The 20,157-nt window shown below is 66.4% G+C and carries 16 protein-coding genes; 7 read left to right on the top strand and 9 right to left on the bottom strand.

The window, feature by feature from the left end; genetic code table 11:
* Positions 1 to 7 precede the first annotated feature (7 nt).
* A complete protein-coding gene (locus SJH88_RS11720; RefSeq protein WP_274754592.1) occupies positions 8 to 1,738 on the top strand; it encodes a methyl-accepting chemotaxis protein in 1,731 nt (576 codons plus the stop codon).
* Between the two features lie 143 nt (positions 1,739 to 1,881).
* Here SJH88_RS11720 and uvrA read toward each other — a convergent pair whose 3' ends face one another.
* Positions 1,882 to 4,923 carry an excinuclease ABC subunit UvrA gene (uvrA, locus tag SJH88_RS11725; protein ID WP_274754585.1) on the bottom strand — a complete coding sequence of 1,014 codons (3,042 nt, stop codon included), beginning with the start codon at positions 4,921 to 4,923 and terminating at the stop codon, positions 1,882 to 1,884.
* Between the two features lie 196 nt (positions 4,924 to 5,119).
* On the opposite strand from uvrA, the gene SJH88_RS11730 reads away from it, so the two are divergent.
* The 3 genes from SJH88_RS11730 (at position 5,120) to SJH88_RS11740 (ending at position 8,667) form a co-directional block, all read left to right on the top strand.
* Positions 5,120 to 6,301: an MFS transporter gene (locus tag SJH88_RS11730; RefSeq protein ID WP_274754593.1), complete on the top strand. Its 1,182-nt coding sequence runs from the start codon at positions 5,120 to 5,122 to the stop codon at positions 6,299 to 6,301.
* A gap of 272 nt (positions 6,302 to 6,573) precedes the next feature.
* The gene (gene ssb, locus SJH88_RS11735; RefSeq protein ID WP_042415868.1) at positions 6,574 to 7,140 is read left to right on the top strand and encodes a single-stranded DNA-binding protein; all 567 of its coding nucleotides are present in this window, start codon (positions 6,574 to 6,576) and stop codon (positions 7,138 to 7,140) included.
* Between the two features lie 168 nt (positions 7,141 to 7,308).
* Positions 7,309 to 8,667 carry a diguanylate cyclase gene (locus tag SJH88_RS11740; RefSeq protein WP_274754586.1) on the top strand — a complete coding sequence of 453 codons (1,359 nt, stop codon included), beginning with the start codon at positions 7,309 to 7,311 and terminating at the stop codon, positions 8,665 to 8,667.
* A gap of 49 nt (positions 8,668 to 8,716) precedes the next feature.
* Here SJH88_RS11740 and dapB read toward each other — a convergent pair whose 3' ends face one another.
* A complete protein-coding gene (gene dapB / locus SJH88_RS11745) occupies positions 8,717 to 9,544 on the bottom strand; it encodes a 4-hydroxy-tetrahydrodipicolinate reductase (RefSeq protein ID WP_274754587.1) in 828 nt (275 codons plus the stop codon).
* A gap of 98 nt (positions 9,545 to 9,642) precedes the next feature.
* Complete coding sequence (locus tag SJH88_RS11750; RefSeq protein WP_042415860.1) at positions 9,643 to 10,188, bottom strand: outer membrane protein assembly factor BamE; 546 nt, start codon at positions 10,186 to 10,188, stop codon at positions 9,643 to 9,645.
* Between the two features lie 147 nt (positions 10,189 to 10,335).
* Here SJH88_RS11750 and fur point away from each other — a divergent pair, with 147 nt between their 5' ends.
* On the top strand, positions 10,336 to 10,764 hold the full coding sequence (gene fur, locus SJH88_RS11755) for a ferric iron uptake transcriptional regulator (protein ID WP_042415857.1): 429 nt from the start codon (positions 10,336 to 10,338) through the stop codon (positions 10,762 to 10,764).
* Positions 10,765 to 10,831: 67 nt separating this feature from the next.
* On the opposite strand, the gene hprK is transcribed toward fur, so the two are convergent.
* From hprK to hpf, 3 genes are all read right to left on the bottom strand, one after another.
* The gene (gene hprK, locus SJH88_RS11760) at positions 10,832 to 11,797 is read right to left on the bottom strand and encodes an HPr(Ser) kinase/phosphatase (protein ID WP_274754588.1); all 966 of its coding nucleotides are present in this window, start codon (positions 11,795 to 11,797) and stop codon (positions 10,832 to 10,834) included.
* A 48-nt stretch (positions 11,798 to 11,845) separates the two neighbouring features.
* A complete protein-coding gene (locus SJH88_RS11765) occupies positions 11,846 to 12,313 on the bottom strand; it encodes a PTS sugar transporter subunit IIA (protein WP_042415852.1) in 468 nt (155 codons plus the stop codon).
* Between the two features lie 129 nt (positions 12,314 to 12,442).
* A complete protein-coding gene (gene hpf, locus SJH88_RS11770; protein WP_183303724.1) occupies positions 12,443 to 12,790 on the bottom strand; it encodes a ribosome hibernation-promoting factor, HPF/YfiA family in 348 nt (115 codons plus the stop codon).
* Between the two features lie 379 nt (positions 12,791 to 13,169).
* On the opposite strand from hpf, the gene SJH88_RS11775 reads away from it, so the two are divergent.
* The gene (locus SJH88_RS11775; RefSeq protein ID WP_270149971.1) at positions 13,170 to 14,090 is read left to right on the top strand and encodes a phosphoribosylaminoimidazolesuccinocarboxamide synthase; all 921 of its coding nucleotides are present in this window, start codon (positions 13,170 to 13,172) and stop codon (positions 14,088 to 14,090) included.
* Positions 14,091 to 14,291: 201 nt separating this feature from the next.
* Here the strand turns inward: SJH88_RS11775 and holA are convergent, their stop codons facing one another.
* The 3 genes from holA to leuS are packed head-to-tail and all read right to left on the bottom strand — an operon-like array spanning position 14,292 to position 18,692.
* On the bottom strand, positions 14,292 to 15,356 hold the full coding sequence (gene holA, locus SJH88_RS11780) for a DNA polymerase III subunit delta (protein WP_234687209.1): 1,065 nt from the start codon (positions 15,354 to 15,356) through the stop codon (positions 14,292 to 14,294).
* 6 nt (positions 15,357 to 15,362) lie between these two features.
* Positions 15,363 to 15,872: an LPS-assembly lipoprotein LptE gene (locus SJH88_RS11785; protein WP_270149967.1), complete on the bottom strand. Its 510-nt coding sequence runs from the start codon at positions 15,870 to 15,872 to the stop codon at positions 15,363 to 15,365.
* A gap of 21 nt (positions 15,873 to 15,893) precedes the next feature.
* Positions 15,894 to 18,692, bottom strand: a complete 2,799-nt coding sequence (gene leuS / locus SJH88_RS11790; protein ID WP_274754589.1) for a leucine--tRNA ligase — start codon at positions 18,690 to 18,692, stop codon at positions 15,894 to 15,896.
* Positions 18,693 to 18,902: 210 nt separating this feature from the next.
* Here leuS and SJH88_RS11795 point away from each other — a divergent pair, with 210 nt between their 5' ends.
* Positions 18,903 to 20,138 carry a mechanosensitive ion channel family protein gene (locus SJH88_RS11795; protein ID WP_042415842.1) on the top strand — a complete coding sequence of 412 codons (1,236 nt, stop codon included), beginning with the start codon at positions 18,903 to 18,905 and terminating at the stop codon, positions 20,136 to 20,138.
* The last annotated feature ends 19 nt before the right edge of the window (positions 20,139 to 20,157 follow it).

A 20,157-nucleotide genomic window follows, 5' to 3' on the forward strand; every position in this document is an offset into this window, starting at 1 on the left:
CGACGCGGTGCGCGAGACGGTCCACCAGCGCCTGGCGCAGGCCCAGCAGGCCCTGGCACAGGCCGAGGCGCCGCCCGAGCTGCGCCAGCAACTGGACCAGCTGGTCCAGCGCTGGAAGACGCTGGAGCAGGCGGTGGCCAGCCGCAGCATCCGCGGCCCCGACAGCATGGCGCAGCACACCCAGCTGGTGGTGCAGCTGTTGCTGCTCAACGAAGCGCTGCTGCACACCTATGCCCTGAACACCACGGCCCGCGATGACAGCCAGGCCATGATCCAGGCGCTGCTGACCCAGGCCCCGCTGCTCAGTGAAAGCCTGGGGCTGCTGCGCGGGCAGGGCGCGGGCTTCCTGGCCCAGGGCACGCTGCCACCGGAAAACCGCGGCAGTCTGCGCGCCCTGCACCAGCGGGTGGCGGACCTGCAGGCGTCCGTGGGCCGCTCGCTGGAGCGCGCCATGCAGCTCAACCCACGTTACCGCCAGGTGCTGGAGGCGCCGTGGGGCCAGGCCCAGCAGTTGGGCAGTGACAGCCTGAAGATGGCGGCCGATCAGTTGATCAATGCGCCGCAGCTGTCCCTGGCTGCGCCGACCTTTTTTGACGCACTGACGCGCAGCATCGAGGCTGTGAATGGGCTGGCCGTGGGCGGCACCGAGGCCTTGACCGAGGCCCTGCGCGCCGAGGAGCGCCGCTTGCGCCAGCAACTGACCGCGATGCTGGCGCTGATGGCAGCGGGCCTGGCGGGCGGGCTGTGGCTGGCCGTGGTGTTCGTGCGCTCCATCACCCAGCCGCTGCACCAGGCGGTGGCCATGGCCCAGGCCGTGGCCCAGGGGGACCTGAGTGGTGAAGACCACGCCGTGGGCAGCAACGAAGTGGGTGAATTGCTGCAGGCGCAGCAGGCCATGCGCGCGCACCTGCGTCCCATGGTGGCCCAGGTGCGCCGGGGTGCGGACAGCGTGGCCCTGGCCAGCGCCGAAATCGCCCAGGGCAACCTGGACCTGTCCAGCCGCACCGAAAGCCAGGCCAGTGCGCTGGAGGAAACCGCCGCCTCGATGGAACAGCTCAGTGCCACCGTGCGCCACAACGCCGACAACGCGCGCGAGGCCAGCCACCTGGCGCATTCGGCCCGCGATGTGGCGGTGCAGGGCGGCGCGGTGGTGGGCCAGGTGGTGCAGACCATGCAGGGCATCCACGACAGCAGCCGCCAGATTGCCGACATCATCGGCGTCATCGACGGCATCGCCTTCCAGACCAACATCCTGGCGCTGAACGCCGCGGTGGAAGCGGCGCGCGCGGGCGAGCAGGGCCGTGGTTTTGCCGTGGTGGCCAGCGAAGTGCGCAGCCTGGCGCAGCGCAGCGCGGATGCGGCCAAGCAGATCAAGCAACTGATCGAGGCCAGCGTGGCGCGCGTGGGCGAGGGCAATGTGCTGGTGCAAAAGGCCGGTGACACCATGGATGATGTGGTGGCCGCCATCCAGAAGGTGAACGACATCGTCGCCGCCATCAGCAGCGCCAGCCAGCAACAGGCCAGCGGCGTGGCCCAGGTGGGCGAAGCGGTGCAGCAGATGGACCAGGCCACGCAGCAAAATGCCGCCCTGGTGGAACAGATGGCCGCCGCCGCCAACAGCCTGAACCTGCAGGGGCAGGAGCTGGTGCAGGCGGTGTCCCTGTTCCGCTGGGACGGCACTCACCTTGCCGCGCCGCGCAGCCACGCCGTGCAGCACCAGCCGCGGGCGCTCGCCTAGCGCCCCGCCCCGGCGATGAATCCCTAAGGAGCTGCGGCTCCTTTTTTAATTTGTATAGCGGTAAACGCTTGGATTGCCTGGGTTTGTGCCCGCATTGGGCCTAACAACTGGGGCAAGTGATGCAGTCTGCCATGTGATGCTCATCAGGGCGTGAGGTGGGCCTGCAGATAGCGGCCGGTGTGGCTGCCGGCGTGCTGCGCCACTTGCTCGGGTGTGCCCGTGGCCACCACCTGGCCGCCGCCGGTGCCGCCTTCGGGGCCCATGTCGATGATCCAGTCTGCGGTCTTGATCACGTCCAGGTTGTGCTCAATCACCACGATGGTGTTGCCCGCATCGCGCAGCTGGTGTAGCACGTTGAGCAGCAGCTGCACATCGGCAAAGTGCAGGCCGGTGGTGGGTTCGTCCAGGATGTAGAGCGTGCGCCCCGTGTCGCGCTTGGACAGCTCCAGCGCCAGCTTGACGCGCTGGGCCTCGCCGCCCGACAGGGTGGTGGCGCTCTGCCCGATGCGGATATAGCCCAGGCCCACGTCCAGCAGGGTCTGCAGCTTGCGCGCGATGCTGGGCACGTCCTGGAAGAAGCTGCGCGCCTCTTCCACCGTCATGCCCAGCACGTCGGCGATGTGCTTGCCCTTCCATTGCACCTCCAGCGTCTCACGGTTGTAGCGCTGGCCGTGGCAGACATCGCAGGGCACGTAGACATCGGGCAGAAAGTGCATTTCCACCTTGATCATGCCGTCGCCCTGGCAGGCTTCGCAGCGCCCGCCGGCCACGTTGAAGGAAAAGCGCCCCGGGCCATAGCCGCGTTCGCGCGCGGTGGCGGTCTCAGCAAACAGGTCGCGGATCGGGGCGAACAGCCCGGTGTAGGTGGCGGGGTTGCTGCGCGGCGTGCGGCCGATGGGGGCCTGGTCCACGTTGATGACCTTGTCCAGGTGCTCCAGGCCTTCGAGCGCCTGGTGGGCGCCGGGTTCGGTGCCGGCGCGGTGCAGCTGGCGCGCCACTTCGGCGTACAGCGTGTCGTTGACCAGGGTGCTCTTGCCGGAGCCAGAGACCCCTGTCACGCAGGTGAACAGCCCGATCGGAAAGTCCACCGTCACGTCCTGCAGGTTGTGGCTGCGGGCACCCACCACGCGCAGGCTTTGCAGCGCGTGGTGATCGGGGGCGCTGCCGCTGCCGGGGATGGCCGGAAAGCCGCTGGCGGCAGGCGCCGCCGCCGTGTCGGCCGCCTTCACCGGCAGCCAGGGCGTGCGGCGGGAGGGCACGGCGATGCGCTTGGTGCCACTCAGGTACTGGCCGGTCGGGGACTGGGGCGTGGCCTTGACCTCGTCGAACGTGCCCTGGGCCATGATCTGGCCGCCGTGCACGCCGGCGCCCGGGCCCATGTCGATGATGCAGTCGGCCGCACGCATCATGTCTTCGTCGTGCTCCACCACGATCACGCTGTTGCCGATGTTGCGCAGGTGCTGCAGCGTGGCGATCAAGCGGTCGTTGTCGCGCTGGTGCAGGCCGATGCTGGGCTCGTCCAGCACGTACATCACGCCGGTCAGGCCGCTGCCGATCTGGCTGGCCAGGCGGATGCGCTGGGACTCGCCGCCGGACAGGGTGTCCGCGCTGCGCTCCAGGCTCAGGTAGTTCAGGCCCACGTCCAGCAGGAAGCGCAGGCGCGAGGAGATTTCCTTGACGATCTTCTCGCCGATCTCGGCCTTGTTGCCCTGCAGCTGCAGGGTGCTGAACCACTGGTGGGCCTGGGCCAGGGTGGCGGCGTTGACTTCGTAGATGGCACGGGCCTGATCGCCGTCGCCCACGCGCACGTGGCGTGCCTCGCGGCGCAGGCGGCTGCCGTGGCAGTCGGGGCAACTGCGCAGGCTGCGCAGGCGGGCCAGGTCGTCACGCACGATCTGCGAATCGCTTTCGCGCAGGCGCCGTGCCATGTTGGGGATGACGCCTTCGAACACATGCTCCACCACGGTGGGCTTGCCGTCACCGTCGTAGGTAAAGGCCAGCTTCTCGGTGCCGGAACCCCACAGCACGACCTGGCGCACGGCGGCCGGCCAGCTGTCGAACGGCGCCTCCACATCCTGGCCGTAGTGCTGCGCAATGCTTTGCAGCAGGCTGAAGTAGGTGCTGTTGCGCCGGTCCCAACCGTGGATGGCACCGTTGGCCAGGCTGATGAAAGGAAAGGGCACGACCTTGTCCGGGTCGAAGTCCTCGCTGATGCCCAGGCCGTCACAGGTGGGGCAGGCGCCCATCGGGGAGTTGAAGGAGAACAGGCGCGGCTCCAGCTCCTCCAGCGCATAGGTGCACAGCGGGCAGGCAAAGCGGCTGCTGAAGACGTGCTCCTGGCCACTGTCCATGTCCACGGCCAGCACGCGGCCGCTGGCGGCATCGCCGCCGATGCGCAGCGCCGCCTCCAGGCTTTCGGCCAGGCGCTGCTGCAGGTCGGGGCGCACCTTGACGCGGTCCACCACCACGTCGATGTCGTGCTTGGCGTGCTTGTCCAGCACCGGCAGGTCGCTGGCCTCGCGCACGCTGCCGTTGATGCGAAAGCGGATGTAGCCCTGGGCCTGCATCTGCGTGAACAGCTCGGCGAATTCGCCCTTGCGCGCGCGTGCCACGGGGGCCAGCACCATCAGCCGGGTGCCTTCGGGCAGGGCCAGGATGGCGTCCACCATCTGGCTGATGGTCTGGGCCTGCAGGGGCAGATCGTGTTCGGGGCAGTAGGGCGTGCCGGCGCGGGCGAACAGCAGGCGCAGGTAGTCGTTGATCTCGGTGACCGTGCCCACGGTGGAGCGCGGGTTGTGGCTGGCGGCCTTCTGTTCGATGGCAATCGCCGGCGACAGGCCTTCGATCAGGTCCACGTCCGGCTTGTCGAGCTGGCCCAGGAACTGGCGCGCATAGGCCGACAGGCTTTCCACATAGCGGCGCTGGCCCTCGGCGTACAAGGTGTCGAAGGCCAGGCTGGACTTGCCCGAGCCCGACAGACCGGTCACCACCACCAGTTGGTTGCGCGGGATGTCCAGGTCGATGTTCTTGAGGTTGTGCGTGCGTGCACCGCGGATGCTGATGCGCGTATGCCCAAGGGCCTGGCCCAGGTAGCGGCCGTCAGGGTCGGGCGCATCGGCAGGCGGGAAGGGAGTCAAGGCGGCAGTCACGTCAGGGCTGGGGTCCGAAGGGAAATCATCCATCATAGAGATTTGGCCCGCCCGGTGTGTGGCGGTCATCTGCCCAATCGCAGACAATAAGGACTTGTTGGAGCCGCTGTACCGGAGCTCCGTGCGCCGCGGATTGCGGCTTTTTTGTGCCGTTCCACCTTGGTTTTGTTGCGTGTCCCAGCCCCACACCGATACCCCCTCCACCTCGCCTGATACCACCGTCGGCAGCACGATGACCCCGCTGGAGCGCCGCGCCAGCGCCAGCCTGGCGCTGATTTTTGCGCTGCGCATGCTGGGGCTGTTCCTGGTGCTGCCGGTGTTCGCGCTGGAGGCGGCCAAATACCCGGGCGGCCAGGATGCGGCCCTGGTGGGCCTGGCCATGGGCCTGTACGGACTGACGCAGGCCGTGTTCCAGCTGCCGCTGGGTCTGGCCTCGGACCGCTGGGGCCGCAAGCGCGTCATCGTGGCCGGGCTGGCCGTGTTCGCGCTGGGCAGCCTGGTGGCCGCCCTGGCCGATTCCTTGTTCGGGCTGATGGCGGGGCGGGCGCTGCAGGGCGCGGGCGCGGTGTCGGCCGCCGTGACGGCGCTGATGGCCGACCTGACGCGCGACAGCGTGCGCACCAAGGCCATGGCCCTGGTGGGTGGCTCCATCGGCCTGATGTTTGCGCTGGCCCTGGTGCTTAGCCCACTGCTGGCGGCCTGGGGCGGGCTGCCCGGCATCTTCGGCCTGACTTTTGCGCTCACGCTGGCCGGGATTGCCGTGGTGCTGTGGGTGGTGCCGCCCGAGCCGGTCCGGCACGCGGATGCACCGCGCGGCAAGGCGTCCGAGCTGTGGCAGCACCCCGATCTGCTGCGCCTGAACGCCGGCGTGTTCCTGCTGCACACCGTGCAGATGGCGATGTGGGTGGCCGTGCCGGCGCTGCTGGTGTCGGCCGGGCTGGCCAAGGACGTGCACTGGAAGCTGTACCTGCCGGCCGTGGTGCTGTCCTTCGTCGCCATGGGCGGCTTGTTTGCCCTGGAGCGCCGCGGCCGCCTGCGCGCCGCCCTGCTGGGCTCCATCGGCCTGATCCTGGTGGTGCAGATCGGCTTGGGGGCCGTGGCCCAGGCGGTGCTGCCGGCCTCGCTGGCGCTGCTGGGCGGGCTGATGTTCCTGTTCTTCGTGGGCTTCAACGCGCTGGAGGCCAGCCAGCCCAGCCTGGTCTCGCGCATGGCGCCGGCGGCGCTGCGTGGTGCAGCCCTGGGGGCGTACAACACCCTGCAGTCGTTGGGGCTGTTTGCTGGTGGCTTTTTGGGCGGGGTGCTGGCCAAGTGGGGCGGTATGCCGGCCCTGTTCACGGCCACGGCGGCGCTGATGCTGCTGTGGCTGGTGATCACCTGGCCGCTGCAGCCGATTGGGCGTGCGCCGCGTCATTAAAAAAACAGAGCATCTAGCGTTGGCTGATCAATGGCTTCCATGCAGAAATGCGTGGAAGCCTTTTTTACGTCAGCGCGGACTGCTCTGATTTTTGAAACGTCCTGCGCCGCATGTCCGGCAGGCGCACAGGTGTTGTTGTGCGGGGCTGCACGGCGCGCGGCAGGTGCGGTATGCTGCCAGCCTGCAGTCATACCGGGGGGTGCTGCACTCACTGATCTGGCGCGGGAACCTCCCCACTTTTTGCCCGCGCTACTTGCACAAAGGTATTCACCATGGCATCCGTCAACAAGGTCATCATCGTCGGCAACTTGGGGCGCGACCCCGAAATGCGCACCTTCCCCAGCGGGGACCAGGTCGCCAACGTCACCATCGCCACCACCGACCGCTGGCGCGACAAGAACACCGGCGAGAACAAGGAATCCACCGAGTGGCACCGCGTGGTCTTCAACGGCCGCCTGGCCGAGATCGTCGGCCAGTACCTGCGCAAGGGCTCGCAGGTCTATGTGGAAGGCAGCCTGCGCACGCGCAAGTGGACCGACCAGGCCACCGGCCAGGAGCGCTACGCGACCGAAATCCGTGCCGACAGCATGCAGATGCTGGGCAGCCGCCAGGGCATGGGCGGTGGCAACCAGAACCAGGGCTATGGCGATGACGCCGGCTATGGCGACAACGGTGGCTATGAGGCCCAAGCCCCACGCCGCGCGCCAGCGCCCGCACCGCGCCAGGCCGCGCCCCAGCAGCGCATGGCACCGCCCGCGGCGGCTCCCGCGCCCATGGCCCCACCGCCCCAGCGCGCGGCTTCCGGCTTTGACGACATGGACGACGACATTCCGTTCTGACCGGCTACAGCCTGATCGCACCACCCGCACGGTTCGCCCGCTGCGGGTTTTTTTATGCCCGCAAGCCGGGCTGAGAACTCGGATGCGGGTGCGGGGTTTGTGGGCCCCAGGCGCAGGTTTGGGCAGTTCTGGGCAGACTGCAAGGTTTTGGCTCTGTCTGCCTGTTCCATGCCTTCTTTCTATGCCAAGCAATGGCGTCGCCTGTTGTTGAGTTTTTCCCCGCAGATCCGGTCGTTGGTGGCGGAGGTGGCGCAGGCCCATAACCCCGCACTGGCGGAGCACTTCTACAGTGCCATGCTGGACGATGAAGCCGCTGCGGGCCTGTTGTCGCACGAGCAGGTGCAAGAGCGCCTGATGGGGTCCATGCGCCAATGGATTGCCCAGGTGCTGAGTGCGCAGCCGGAGGACGATCTGGAGCCCCTGGTGCAGCACCAGGTCAAGATCGGGGAAATCCATGCGCGCGTGGATGTGCCCGTGCACCTGGTGTTGCGCGGTGCGCGCCGGCTCAAGGACGGCTGGCACCACCTGCTGGCGCAGCACCATCCCGAGCAGCAGACCGAGGCCAGCCAGATGGTGGCCGCCGTGATCGACCATGCCATGGAGGCCATGTCGCAAGGCTACGCGGTGTCGCGCGACAGCAATTCACGCACCAAGGAGGCGTACCGCCTGTTCTCCGTGACGCAAAACCTCTCGACCGTGCGTGAGCAGCGGCGCGCCGAGTTGCTGGCCTGGGAGAACCAGTGCCTGTACCTGCATGCGCTGGGGGCGGAAAGCCAGCCGCTGAGCAGCTTGGCCGCGTCCAATTTCGGGCTGTGGTTCCGCCACAAAGGCGCTGACATGTTTCAGGGTGCACCGGCCGCGCAGAGCATTCTGGACGCCATCGAACGCATCGACCAGGTGCTGTTGCCCGCACTGATGCGCGCCCAAGGAGGGGAGGTGGCGCAGCCGCTGCTGCAGCTGCACGAACAGGTCCGCCACATGGCCATGAATCTGGAGGCCTTGTTCACGCAGAACAGCGAGCTGGATGCCGGGCGCGACGTGTTGACGCAACTGCTCAACCGCAAGTTCCTGCCCGTGGTGCTGTCCAAGGAAGTGTCCTATGCGCGCAAGAGTGCTGCGGCGTTCAGCGTGCTGACCATCGACATCGACTTCTTCAAGCAGATCAACGACCAGCATGGCCACGAGGGGGGCGACATGGTGCTGCAGCAAATGGCGGCCCTGCTGAGCCACAACATCCGCGGGGGGGACTACCTGTTCCGCCTGGGGGGCGAGGAGTTCCTGATGGTGCTGGTCGATACCGGCAGCGAAGGGGCCCAGCGCGTGGCCGAGAAGCTGCGCAAGCAGGTGGAGCAGGCGCGCTTCCAGCTGCCGCGCAACCAGACCCAGGGCGTCACCATCAGCGTGGGGGTGGCGACCTTCGACGGCCATCCCGACTACCAGCGCATCCTGCGCCAAAGCGATGCGGCGCTGTACCGCGCCAAGACCGCCGGCCGCAACCGGGTGCAGGTGGCCGAGCTGGAAGGCTGAGCCCGCCCGCGCAGCCCGGTGCCTGTGGGCCGGGCTGCGGCGGCGGTGTTCAGGCGCGCAGGTTCAGCACGTCGAACATGTCGAACTGGCCCTGCGCCTGGGTGGCCAGGAAGCGCACGGCGCGCAGGCTGCCTTCGGCATAGGTGGCGCGGCTGCTGGATTTGTGCGTGATCTCGATGCGCTCGCCCGTGCCGGCAAACAGCACGGTGTGGTCGCCCACGATGTCCCCGCCACGCACGGTCGCAAACCCGATGGTGTTTTCCTTGCGCTCCCCGGTGTGGCCAAAGCGTTCGTAGACGGCGCGGTCTTCCAGCTTGGTGCCCTGGGCTTCGGCAATCACTTCGCCCATCTTGATGGCGGTGCCCGAGGGCGCATCCACCTTGTGCTTGTGGTGGGCTTCGACGATCTCGATGTCGTAGCCGGTATCCAGGGCCTTGGCGGCCATCTCCAGCAGCTTCAGGGTGACGTTGACGCCCACGCTCATGTTGGGCGCCAGCATGATGGCGGTCTTTTGCGCGTAGGCGGCAATCTGGGTCTTTTGCGCATCGCTGAAACCGGTGGTGCCAATCACCACCTTGACGCCCAACTCGGCGCACACGGCCAAGTGCTCCAGGGTCCCTTCGGGGCGGGTGAAGTCGATCAGGAAATCGGCCTTGGACAGTGCACTGTGCAGGTCGCTTTCGATCAGCGCACCGCTGTTCTGGCCCAGAAAGGCGGCGGCATCGGTGCCCAGGGCCGGGCTGCCGGACAGGTCCAGGGCCGCGGTCAGCATGCAGTCCTTGCTGTTCTGGATGGCCTCTACCAGCATGCGGCCCATGCGGCCAGATGCGCCTGCGACGGCGATGCGCAGGCGAGGGGTCGAAGAGGTGGCGGTCATAGCAATCCTGTCAGTGTGTCGAACGTGCAAAGCCGCTCCAGCGCCTGAGGCACCGAGCGGCCCGTGTGCAGCATGCCAAGGCGCATGTGCAGAGAAATTCAGTTGGCTTCCAGCGGGGGGTAGCTGCGCTGGGGTTGTGCGGTGTCGCGGGCGACAGCGTCCGCAGCCTTGGGCTTGGCGGCCGGGAACTTGGCCAGCTGCTCTTCGGAAGCCTGCAGGTTGGGCACCTTCAGCTTGCCGGTGGGCTTGCCCAGGGTGGCCACGAATTCGGATTCCGAGGGCATTTCATCGCCTTCGGCCCGCACGAAGCGTTCGCCTTCGAAGAAGACGTTCAGCTTGCGGTTCTGGGCTTCCACCCCCTGGCGCTGGATGGTGAACACATAGTCCCAGCGGTCGGCGTGAAAGACGCTGGTGACCAGGGGCGTGCCCAGGATTTCACGCACCTGCTGGCGGCTCATGCCAGGCTGCAGGGCCTGCACCTGCTCGCGCGAGACGAAATTGCCTTGCACCACTTCCACCTTGTAGGGGGTGATGGAGCTCATGGCATTGCGGGTGGTTTCACTCACGCTGCTACATGCGGCCAGCAGCGAGACGAGAGACAGAGTCAGCGCCACCCGGAGGCGACAACGGGCGTGTACATGCATGGGTAATAAGCCAAGGATATGATCTGGCCCATTGTAGCGGCAGGTGCTGCCGGGGCTGGCGCGCAATCGCGCACCCGGTTTTGGGCCGTTTTGTTGTCAGGGGCAAGCTGTCGTAAGCTTGTGCCGCAACCCACTTTCAATTACGCCATGAAGAACATCGACGACCTCAAAAGCACAGGCCTGAAAGCGACGCTGCCGCGCCTGAAGATCTTGGAGATTTTCCAGGGTGGCAAGCAACGCCATATGACGGCCGAAGACGTGTTTCGCGTCCTGCTCGATGAGCGTTCGGACATTGGTTTGGCGACGGTCTACCGCGTGCTGACCCAGTTCGAGCAGGCCGGCATCTTGCTGCGCAGCAATTTCGAAAGTGGCAAGGCGGTGTACGAGCTCAACGAGGGCCAGCACCACGACCATTTCGTCTGCACGGCGTGCGGCAAGGTGGAGGAGTTCTATGACCCCGAGATCGAGAAGCGCCAGCAGATGATCGCCGACCGCATGGGCTGGAGCATCCAGGATCACTCCATGTCGCTGTACGGCCAGTGTGCCGACTGCACGACCAAGGTGGGCAAGCGCTGAGCGCCGGCACGCCGAGCGTGCCCTGCTGCTGACCAGGCATCCTCGTGATGCCTTTTTTTATGCCGCCTTACTGGGCGCCGCGGCCCATGTCGCGTTCCATGGCCTTGCGGTGGCGCTCGACAAACTCTTGGTAGGTGTCGATGCCCCGCAGCTGCAGGATGCTGTTGCGCACGGCGGCTTCCACCAGCACCGCAATGTTGCGGCCCGCGGTCACGGGAATCACCACCTTGCGCACCGGGATGCCCAGCACGTCCTGGGTCAGGGGCTCCTGGGGCAGGCGTTCGTACTCGCGCTCCATGGTTTCCTTGCGCACCAGGTGCACGATGAGCTTGAGGCGCATCTTGCGGCGCACGGCGGTCTCGCCAAAGATGGCGCGGATGTCCAGCAGGCCGATGCCACGCACTTCCAGCAGATTCTGCAGCAGCTCGGGGCACTTGCCCTCGATGGTGGTCTGGTTGATGCGGTACAGGTCGACGGCATCGTCGGCGACCAGGCCGTTGCCCCGGGTGATTAGCTCCAGGCCCAGCTCGCTCTTGCCCAGACCGGACTCGCCGGTGATCATCACGCCCATGCCCAGGATGTCCATGAACACGCCGTGCATGGTGGTGCGGTCGGCAAAGTGCTTGGACAGGTAGGCGCGCAGCACGTCGATGACGAAGGCCGAGGCTTCGCGCGTGGCGAACATGGGGATTTGTGCCTGTTCGCACATGGTCAGCAGGGCGGGGGGCGCCGCCTGCCCATCGGCCAGCACCAGCACCGGGGGCTCCAACTTGACGATGCGCTCAATGCGCCGGGCGCAGTCTTCGGGGGTGGCATTCTGTAGGTAGGCCACCTCGCGTTCCCCGAGCACCTGCAGGCGGTAGGGGTGGATGTAGTTCAGGTAGCCGACCAGATCGGCACCGGAGCGCGCGGAGCGCACGGCCATCTCATCGAAGCGGCGTTCCGAGGCGCCCAGGCCCGCCAGCCATTCCCAACGCAGCGTGGTACGAAAAGCTTCGAAGAGCCGGTTGGCGTTGATGGCTTTGTGGCGCATGGCGGGGGCAGTGAAACCTTGCCGGCCCTCGCAGCAGGCAAGGTGGGGTTAGTTGGCAGCGGCGGATTGCCAGGTGGCAATCAGTTCGTGCAGCACCAGGGCGTCGTTGGCGCTCTTGAGCGACTCGCGCAGGCCGCTGTCGCTCAGCAGCTCGGCAATTTCCGACAGGATTTCCAGGTGCTGCTGGGTGGCGGCTTCGGGCACCAGCAGAAAGATCAGCAGCTGTACCGGTTGCTCATCGGGGGCGTCGAAGCCGATGGCGCGGGCCAGCTGGAACACCGCGGCCATCGGGGCCTTCAGGCCCTTGATGCGGCCGTGGGGGATGGCGACGCCATGGCCCAGTCCGGTGGAGCCCAGACGCTCCCGGGCGAACAGGCTGTCCGTGATCAGCGCGCGCGACAGGCCGTGCAGTCCTTCAAACAAAAGACCGGCTTCTTCAAAAGCGCGTTTTTTGCTGGTGGCATCAACGCTCACAAGCACTTGAGCGGGCGACAGGATGGAAGCTAGACGGTTCATGTTGGGAGGAATTATGCATCGCCCGGACCCAGAATGCTGGCTGGTGCGCCGGAGCAAAAAGGCCGCCAGCTGGCGGCCTGTCAGGGCAGACTTTACCCAAATCTGCGTTCAAGCAAAAGACAAGGTGCTTTAAGGGGCCGCGAAGGCGGCCACGGCATGTTTGGTCGGGGTGCAGCGCCAGCCCTTGGTGCGGGTCTTGTGGCTCAGGGCCAGTCGGTCAAGCTTGTCGGCCAACTCGTCGATCGCGGCGTACAGGTCAAAGTGCTTGCTGCCGGCGTGCAGGGCGTTGCCCTTGACGAGGATGCTGCATTCGGCGCGCTGGCGCCCGTCCTTTTGCGCTTCGTTGTGCGTGGACAGCAGCACCTTCACGTGGATCACCTGGTCCACGTGGCGCAGCACGCGGTCCAGTTTGGCGAGAACGTAGGCCCGCAAGGCGGGGCTGACATCCAGATGGTGGCCGCTGATGGTCAAGTTCATAGATCAACCTCCTGTGCTTTCAGGGTGGCAAAGCTGGGGGCCGCACACCGGAGGGTGCGGCCTGGGGCGGTTGAATGCGCATTCGTCGCTTGCGAACCACTATGCGCCTGTTGACCGGGGTGTGCAAGCGCATGCTGGGGTGGTACGCGGGGAAATGGCCGCCCGGCAGACGGGGGGCGCAAATGAGCGCAAAATGGGGCGTTTTTGCTGAGGTCTGCTGGGCGTGTGCGCCGCTGCGCAGGATCGGCATCGACATTGACGCAACCAGGTGCGCTGCGTGCGCCAGCGTCTGGCCCCGCCCTAAAATCCTGGCCTGCAGCACGGCCTGCCCGGCACGGCGACTTTGCCAAGTTTCGAATTCCTTTTGTCTGCCTTCTCCATGACACAGCCCACGACTTCTGCCCTGCACACTTCCAACATCACGTCCCTGCCGCTGCTGGCGCGCGGCAAGGTGCGTGACAACTACGCCGTGGGGGATGACCGCATCCTGATGGTGGCTTCGGACCGTCTGTCGGCCTTCGACGTGATCATGGGCGAACCCATCCCCGGCAAGGGCGTGCTGCTGACGCAGATGGCACTGTTCTGGTTCGACAAGCTGGGTCACATCTGCCCCAACCACCTGACCGGCGAAGCGCCCGAGTCCGTGGTCAAGCCCGAGGAAGTCAAGCAGGTCGAAGGCCGCTCCATGCTGGTGAAGCGCCTCAAGCCGGTGCTGATCGAGGCCGTGGTGCGCGGCTACCTGGCCGGCAGCGGCTGGCAGGAATACAAGGCTTCGCAGTCGGTCTGTGGCGTGCAGCTGCCCGCCGGCCTGACCAACGCCGCCAAGCTGCCCGAGCCCATCTACACCCCCGCCGCCAAGGCCGAAATGGGTGACCACGACGAGAACATCACCTACGAGCGCACCGTGGAAATGGTGGGCGAGCAGCTGGCCGCCCAGATCCGCGACACCGCCATCCGCATCTACCAGGAAGCGGCCGAGATCGCGCTGACCAAGGGCATGATCATTGCCGACACCAAGTTCGAATTCGGCCTGACCGAAGACGGCACCCTGGTGCTGATGGATGAGGTGCTGACCCCCGACAGCTCGCGCTACTGGCCTGTGGAAGGCTACGAGGACGCGCTGGCCAAGGGTGAGAACCCGCCCAGCTACGACAAGCAGTTCGTGCGCGACTGGCTGGAGCAGGCCAAGGTCAACGGCAAGCTGTGGGACAAGACGGCCCCGGCGCCGCGTCTGCCCCAGGAGGTGATCGAGAAGACCGCCGCCAAGTACCGCGAAGCCCTGCAGCGCCTGATGGCCTGAGCAGGCGCCACGCGCCGCTGAAAAAAGCAGCCCGAGGGCTGCTTTTTTTGTGCGTGCTCGCAGAAAAGAGAGCGGTCAGCGCTCTTCAGTAGTGGCTTTGAAGCTGAAAAGTATCTGAAATCCTTGCCAGGCTTGCGCAGGCAGCTCCTGGTTGGTGCAACCCTGCGCAGTCCGCAGTCCGCAGTCCGCAGTCCGCAGCTCTCAGCGGCGTGCGGGGGCGGCCTGCAGGGCGCTGGCCATGTCCATGGCCAGCTTGCGCAGGGCCTGCCAGCTGTCGCGTGGCCAGCCGTCGGCGGGCAGGCCCTTGACGATGCCGTCGACCAGGTGGGCCGAGTGCAGCAGGCGCACGGCGGCATTGGGCGTGAGGCGCGGCACCACGCGCTCGAACAGCTTTTCCTTGGCGCCCCAGATGCGCAGGCCGCGCAGCACCATGGGCAGGGGCTGGCCGCCGGCCAGCGCATCCTTGGCGCGCTTGAGGTTGCGGATGTCCTCGGCCAGCGTCCAGTGCACCAGCACCTCGGCCGTGCCCTCGGCCTGCAGGCCGTCGAGCATGCGCATGGCGCGCGGCAGGTTGCCGGACAGCACGGCCTCGGACAGCTTGAAGACGTCGTAGCGCGCCACGTTCAGCACGGCCTGTTCGACCACCTCGTAGCTCAGCTCGCCCTCGGGCTGCAGCAGGCCCAGTTTCTGGATCTCCTGGTGCGCGGCCAGCAGGTTGCCTTCCACGCGGTCGGCGAAGAACTGCAGGGTGCGCTGGCCCGCTTCGCCCGAGGCCACGCGCTGGCCCTGCTGGGCCAGGCGCTGCGCAATCCAGGTGGGCAGGGCGGCGCGTTCGATGGGGTCGATGGCCACGGTCACGCCGTTGGCCTCCAGCGCGGCGAACCAGGCGCCCTTCTTGGTCTGGGCGTCCAGGCGCGGCAGGGTGACCAGGGTCAGCGTGTGTTCGTCCTGGGCGGCGTGGGCGGCCAGCTGCTGCAGGGCCGCGCTGCCGTCCTTGCCGGGCTTGCCCGAGGGGATGCGCAGCTCCACCAGCTGCTTGTCGGCAAACAGGCTCAGCGATCCACCGGCGGCCAGCACCGCACTCCAGTCGAAATGCGCCCCCTGCACGGTGTGCACGCTGCGTTCGGTGTGGCCGGCTGCGCGCGCTGCGGCACGGATGGCGTCGGCCGCCTCCTGCTGCTGCAGCGGTTCGTCGCCGTACAGGGTGTACAAAGGCCGCAGACCCTTGTGCAGGTGTGCGGCCAGCTGGTTCAGTGCCAGTTGCATGGGGGCTTATTCCGCCGGGGGGTGGGCGGCGGCCAGGCGGCGCAGCAGCTGCTGCGCCATGTCGGCGTACATGTTGCGGTACAGGGCGGCTTCTTCCTCGTCCTTGGCCAGGGCCAGGGATTCGCTGTAGCTCATGTCGCGCTTCTGTTGGATCTCCGCGTCTTCGATCCAGACACGGCCGTCGCGGTCGACCAGCTTGAAGCGGCCGGTCAGGCGCAGCTCCACCTCGCGCACCTGGCCGGACACGGTCTTGGCCAGCACCACGCGCTGGCGGCCCTCGCCCAGCAGGTGCAGGGTGGCCTCGGCGGTGTCGGGCTTGGCGGGCGGCAGCACCACGGTCAGGTTGCCGCCGGCCGTGGCCAGGTTGCGCAGCACTTCGCGGGTGAAGGGCGAGCCCGCCGGGGCCTGCACATACAGCGATTTGAAGGGGAAGGACGGCGCGCCACGCAGGCGAAAGCCGCAGGCGCTGACCGCGGGGGCCAGCACCATCAGGGAAAGCAGCGTACGTTTGCGCATGGCGTGCATCCTCAGGCGTCGTCAGACGACGATGTTGACCAGACGGCCGGGCACCACGATCACCTTCTTGGGGGTGGCGCCGTTGATGAACTTCTGGGCTTCTTCGTGGGCCAGGGCGGTGGCTTCGATCAGGGCCTTGTCGGCCGCCGCAGGCACGCGGATCGCGCCGCGCAGCTTGCCGTTGACCTGCAGCACCAGCTCCAGCTCGTCCTGCACCAGAGCCGAGGCATCCACCTGGGGCCAGGCCGCGTCCAGCAGGTCGCCCTGCTTGTTGGCGTAGCCCAGCTCGCTCCACAGCACATGGGTGATGTGCGGCGTGGCGGGGTAGAGCACGCGCAGCAGGATGCCAAAGCCTTCGATGGCGGCGATCTGGCCGTCAGCGCTGTCCAGGCCCTTGAAGCCTTCCAGCGCGTTGATCATCTTCATCGCGCCCGAGACCACGGTGTTGTACTGCATGCGCTGGTAGTCGTAGTCCACCTGCTTGAGCACTGTGTGGATTTCCAGGCGCAGCGCCTTGGCGTCCTTGCCGAACTGCACCTGGGACAGGTCGGACAGGCCGTCGGTGGCGGCTTCGGCCGCAGCGTAGTTGCCGGCCAGCAGCTTGGCGCCGAAGTTGTAAACGCGGCGCAGGAAGCGGTAGCTGCCTTCCACGGCGGCGTCGTTCCACTCCAGCGTCAGCTCGGGCGGTGCGGTGAACATGGTGTACAGGCGCGCGGTGTCGGCGCCGTACTTCTCGATCAGCTCCTGCGGGTCGATGCCGTTGTTCTTGGACTTGGACATGGTGCCCACGCCCTCGTAGTCGATGGCCGTGCCCACGGGCAGCAGGCCGTCGGCGCTGTCGACTTCGGTCTTCAGCTTGGCACCGATGATCTTGCCAGTCTCGTCGTGGACGTGCTCGACGTCCTTGGGCCAGAAGTATTCCTTGGCGCCCTTGGCCGTGCGGCGGCTGTAGATGTGGTTCAGCACCATGCCCTGGGTCAGCAGCTTGGTGAAGGGCTCGTCGATCTTGAGCAGGCCCAGGTCGCGCATCACCTTGGTCCAGAAGCGGGCGTACAGCAGGTGCAGGATCGCGTGCTCCACACCGCCGATGTACTGGTCCATAGGCATCCAGTAGTCAGCACCGTCGGCCACCATCTGCTCGCGGTTTTGCGCATCGCAATAACGCATGAAGTACCACGAGCTGTCCACGAAGGTGTCCATGGTGTCGGTCTCGCGGCGGGCAGGTTTTCCGCAGCAAGGGCATACCACGCCTGCGTGGAATGCTTCACTTTTTACCAGGGGGTTACCTGAGCCATCGGGCACCAGGTCTTGCGGCAGCACCACGGGCAGGTCTTGTTCGGGCACAGGCTGGGCGCCGCAATCGGCGCAGTGGATGATGGGGATGGGGGTGCCCCAGTAGCGCTGGCGGCTGATGCCCCAGTCGCGCAGGCGCCAGGTGGTCTTCTTCTCGCCCAGGCCCTTGGCGGCAAGCAGCTGAGCCACCTTGTCCACGGCTTTGGAGTGGGGCAGACCGTCAAGCTCACCCGAATTTACACAGACCCCATCTTTGGAGCCAAATTCTTCGCTCCACGCATACCAAACCAGCGTTTTTTCAGGATCACTTTCTAGCGAAATACGCGGAGCGGATGTTGTGCGCTCCTCAACTACGCTAGTGTCAGTGCTGTTGTGAACGGCCTTGCCAGCCCATGCCTTAGGAGCAATAACAGGCTTAATCTCAAGGCCGTATTTACGGGCAAAGGCAAAGTCGCGCTCGTCGTGGGCAGGCACGCCCATCACGGCGCCGTCGCCATAGCTCATCAGCACATAGTTGCCGATCCACACCTCGACTTGCGCACCGGTGATGGGATGGGTGACGAACAGGCCCGTGGGCTTGCCTTCCTTTTCCTTGACGGCCAGCTCGGCTTCGGTCGTGCCGCCCTTTTTGCATTCTTCGATGAAGGCAGCCAGTTCGGGCTTGTCGGCAGCGGCGTGCAGGGCCAGCGGGTGCTCGGGCGCCACGGCGCAGAAGGTCACGCCCATGATGGTGTCGGCACGCGTGGTGAAGACGTACAGCTTGCCGTCCTGGATCAGTTGGCCGTCAGCCCCCTGGATGTCATGGGTGAACGCAAAGCGCACACCGGCGGACTTGCCGATCCAGTTTTCCTGCATCAGGCGCACCTTGTCGGGCCAGCCCGTCAGGGTCGCCTTGTCGTTGCCGACCTGCACGTGGTCCAGCAGCTCTTGCGCGTAGCCGGTGATGGCCAGGTAGTAGCCGGGGATCTCGCGCTTTTCCACCAGGGCGCCGGTGCGCCAGCCGCGGCCGTCAATGACCTGCTCGTTGGCCAGCACGGTCTGGTCCACCGGGTCCCAGTTCACCACCTGGGTCTTGCGGTAGGCGATGCCCTTGTCCAGCATCTTCAGGAACAGCCACTGGTTCCACTTGTAGTACTCGGGGTCGCAGGTGGCGATCTCGCGGCTCCAGTCGATGGCCAGGCCCATGGACTGCATCTGCTTCTTCATGTACGCGATGTTGTCGTACGTCCACTGGGCCGGTGGCACCTTGTTCTTCAGCGCAGCGTTCTCAGCGGGCAGACCGAAGGCATCCCAGCCCATGGGCATCAAGACGTTGTAGCCCTGCATGCGCAGCTGGCGCGTGAGCATGTCGTTGATGGTGTAGTTGCGCACGTGGCCCATGTGCAGCTTGCCGCTGGGGTAGGGCAGCATGGAGCAGGCATAGAACTTTTTTTTGTTGCTGTCCTCTACGACACGGTAGGCATCGCGGGCGGCCCAATGGTCGTGCGCCGCGCGTTCGACCTCGGTGTGGTTGTATTTGTCTTGCATGAGCTGGTAGATCGGTTGTGCAGTCAAAATACTGCTTTCTCTGGATTTTAGGCGCTAGGACGGTTCCCTTGGCGCGCGAACGGGCGACCCTTTCGGTGCGGTTTGCCTGCAGATCCCCTTCTCTGACTGACTTTTTCTGACATTCGTTTGGACTGGTGCCAAACGCAGGTGTGTGCCGTGGATTTGACTGCTGTTGCTTTGTATGCCGGGATGGAGCCGTGGGCCCAGGCCTGTACCGGCCTGGTGTTGCTGGCCCTGCTGGCCCTGGTGTCGCGTTTCGTGGTGCAGGGCGTGCTGCTGCATTTCGTGCGCCTGTGGCGCCGGGCGATGCCGGCCATGGGCTGGGCGCCCATTCTGCTGCACGACCATGTGCTGGTGCGCCTGGCCAAGATCGTGCCCTCCGTGGTGGTGCAGCTGGGCATCCACTGGGTGCAGCACCTGCCGCCCAACGCGACCAAGGCGATCGGCAACCTGGCGACGGCGCTGACCGTCTACCACGTGGTGCGCGTGGTGGCCACGCTGCTGGGCGAGATCAACGATGCCCACGACCGCCACGACGGCCCCAAGGCCACGCAGACCCACTCCATCAAGAGCTATGTGCAACTGGCCAAGCTGGTGGCCTACATCGTGGGCGCGCTGCTGATCGCGGCGGCCATCATGGACCGCTCGCCGCTGCTGCTGCTCTCGGGCCTGGGTGCCATGTCGGCGGTGCTGATGCTGGTGTTCAAGGACACCATCCTGTCCTTCGTGGCCGGGGTGCAGATCGCCTCCAACGACATGATGCGCGTGGGCGACTGGATCGAGATGCCCCAGGCCGGCGCCGACGGCTTCGTGGTGGACATCGCGCTGAACACCGTCAAGGTGCAGAACTGGGACAAGACCATCACCACCATCCCCACCTGGCGGCTGATGACCGAGAGTTTCAAGAACTGGCGCGGCATGTTCCAGTCCGGCGGGCGCCGCATCATGCGCTCGCTGCTGGTGGATGCCGCCACCGTGCACCTGCTGACCCCGGCCGAGCGCCAGAACCTGGCGCGCATCCGCCTGCTGGATGGCTTCTGGAGCGAGCGCGAGGGCCTGCTGGCGCAGGACGGTCAGGGCGGGGTGCTGCCCCCGCAGGCCGCCGTGGCGCCGGACATGGTGACCAACCTGGCCGCCTTCAAGGCCTATGCCTATGCCTACCTGCAGGCCCATCCCGGCATCTCCAAGGCGCCCGGCATGTTCATGCTGGTGCGCACGCTGGAGCCCACGGCCACCGGCGTGCCGCTGCAGCTGTTTTGCTACACCGCCACCACCGTGTGGGTGGAGTACGAAGGCATCCAGGGCGATGTCATCGACCACCTGATCGGCGTGCTGCCGCAGTTTGGCCTGGCCCTGTACCAGCGCTCGTCCGACCAGGGCAGCCGCCAGATCGCCCAGGCGCTGGCCCACGGCGAGCATGCCTAAGCCCGCGCGCGCCAGCGCC

This window comes from Comamonas sp. GCA5, from assembly GCF_036541385.1.
In the GTDB taxonomy this organism is placed as follows: Bacteria; Pseudomonadota; Gammaproteobacteria; order Burkholderiales; family Burkholderiaceae_C; genus Comamonas; species Comamonas aquatica.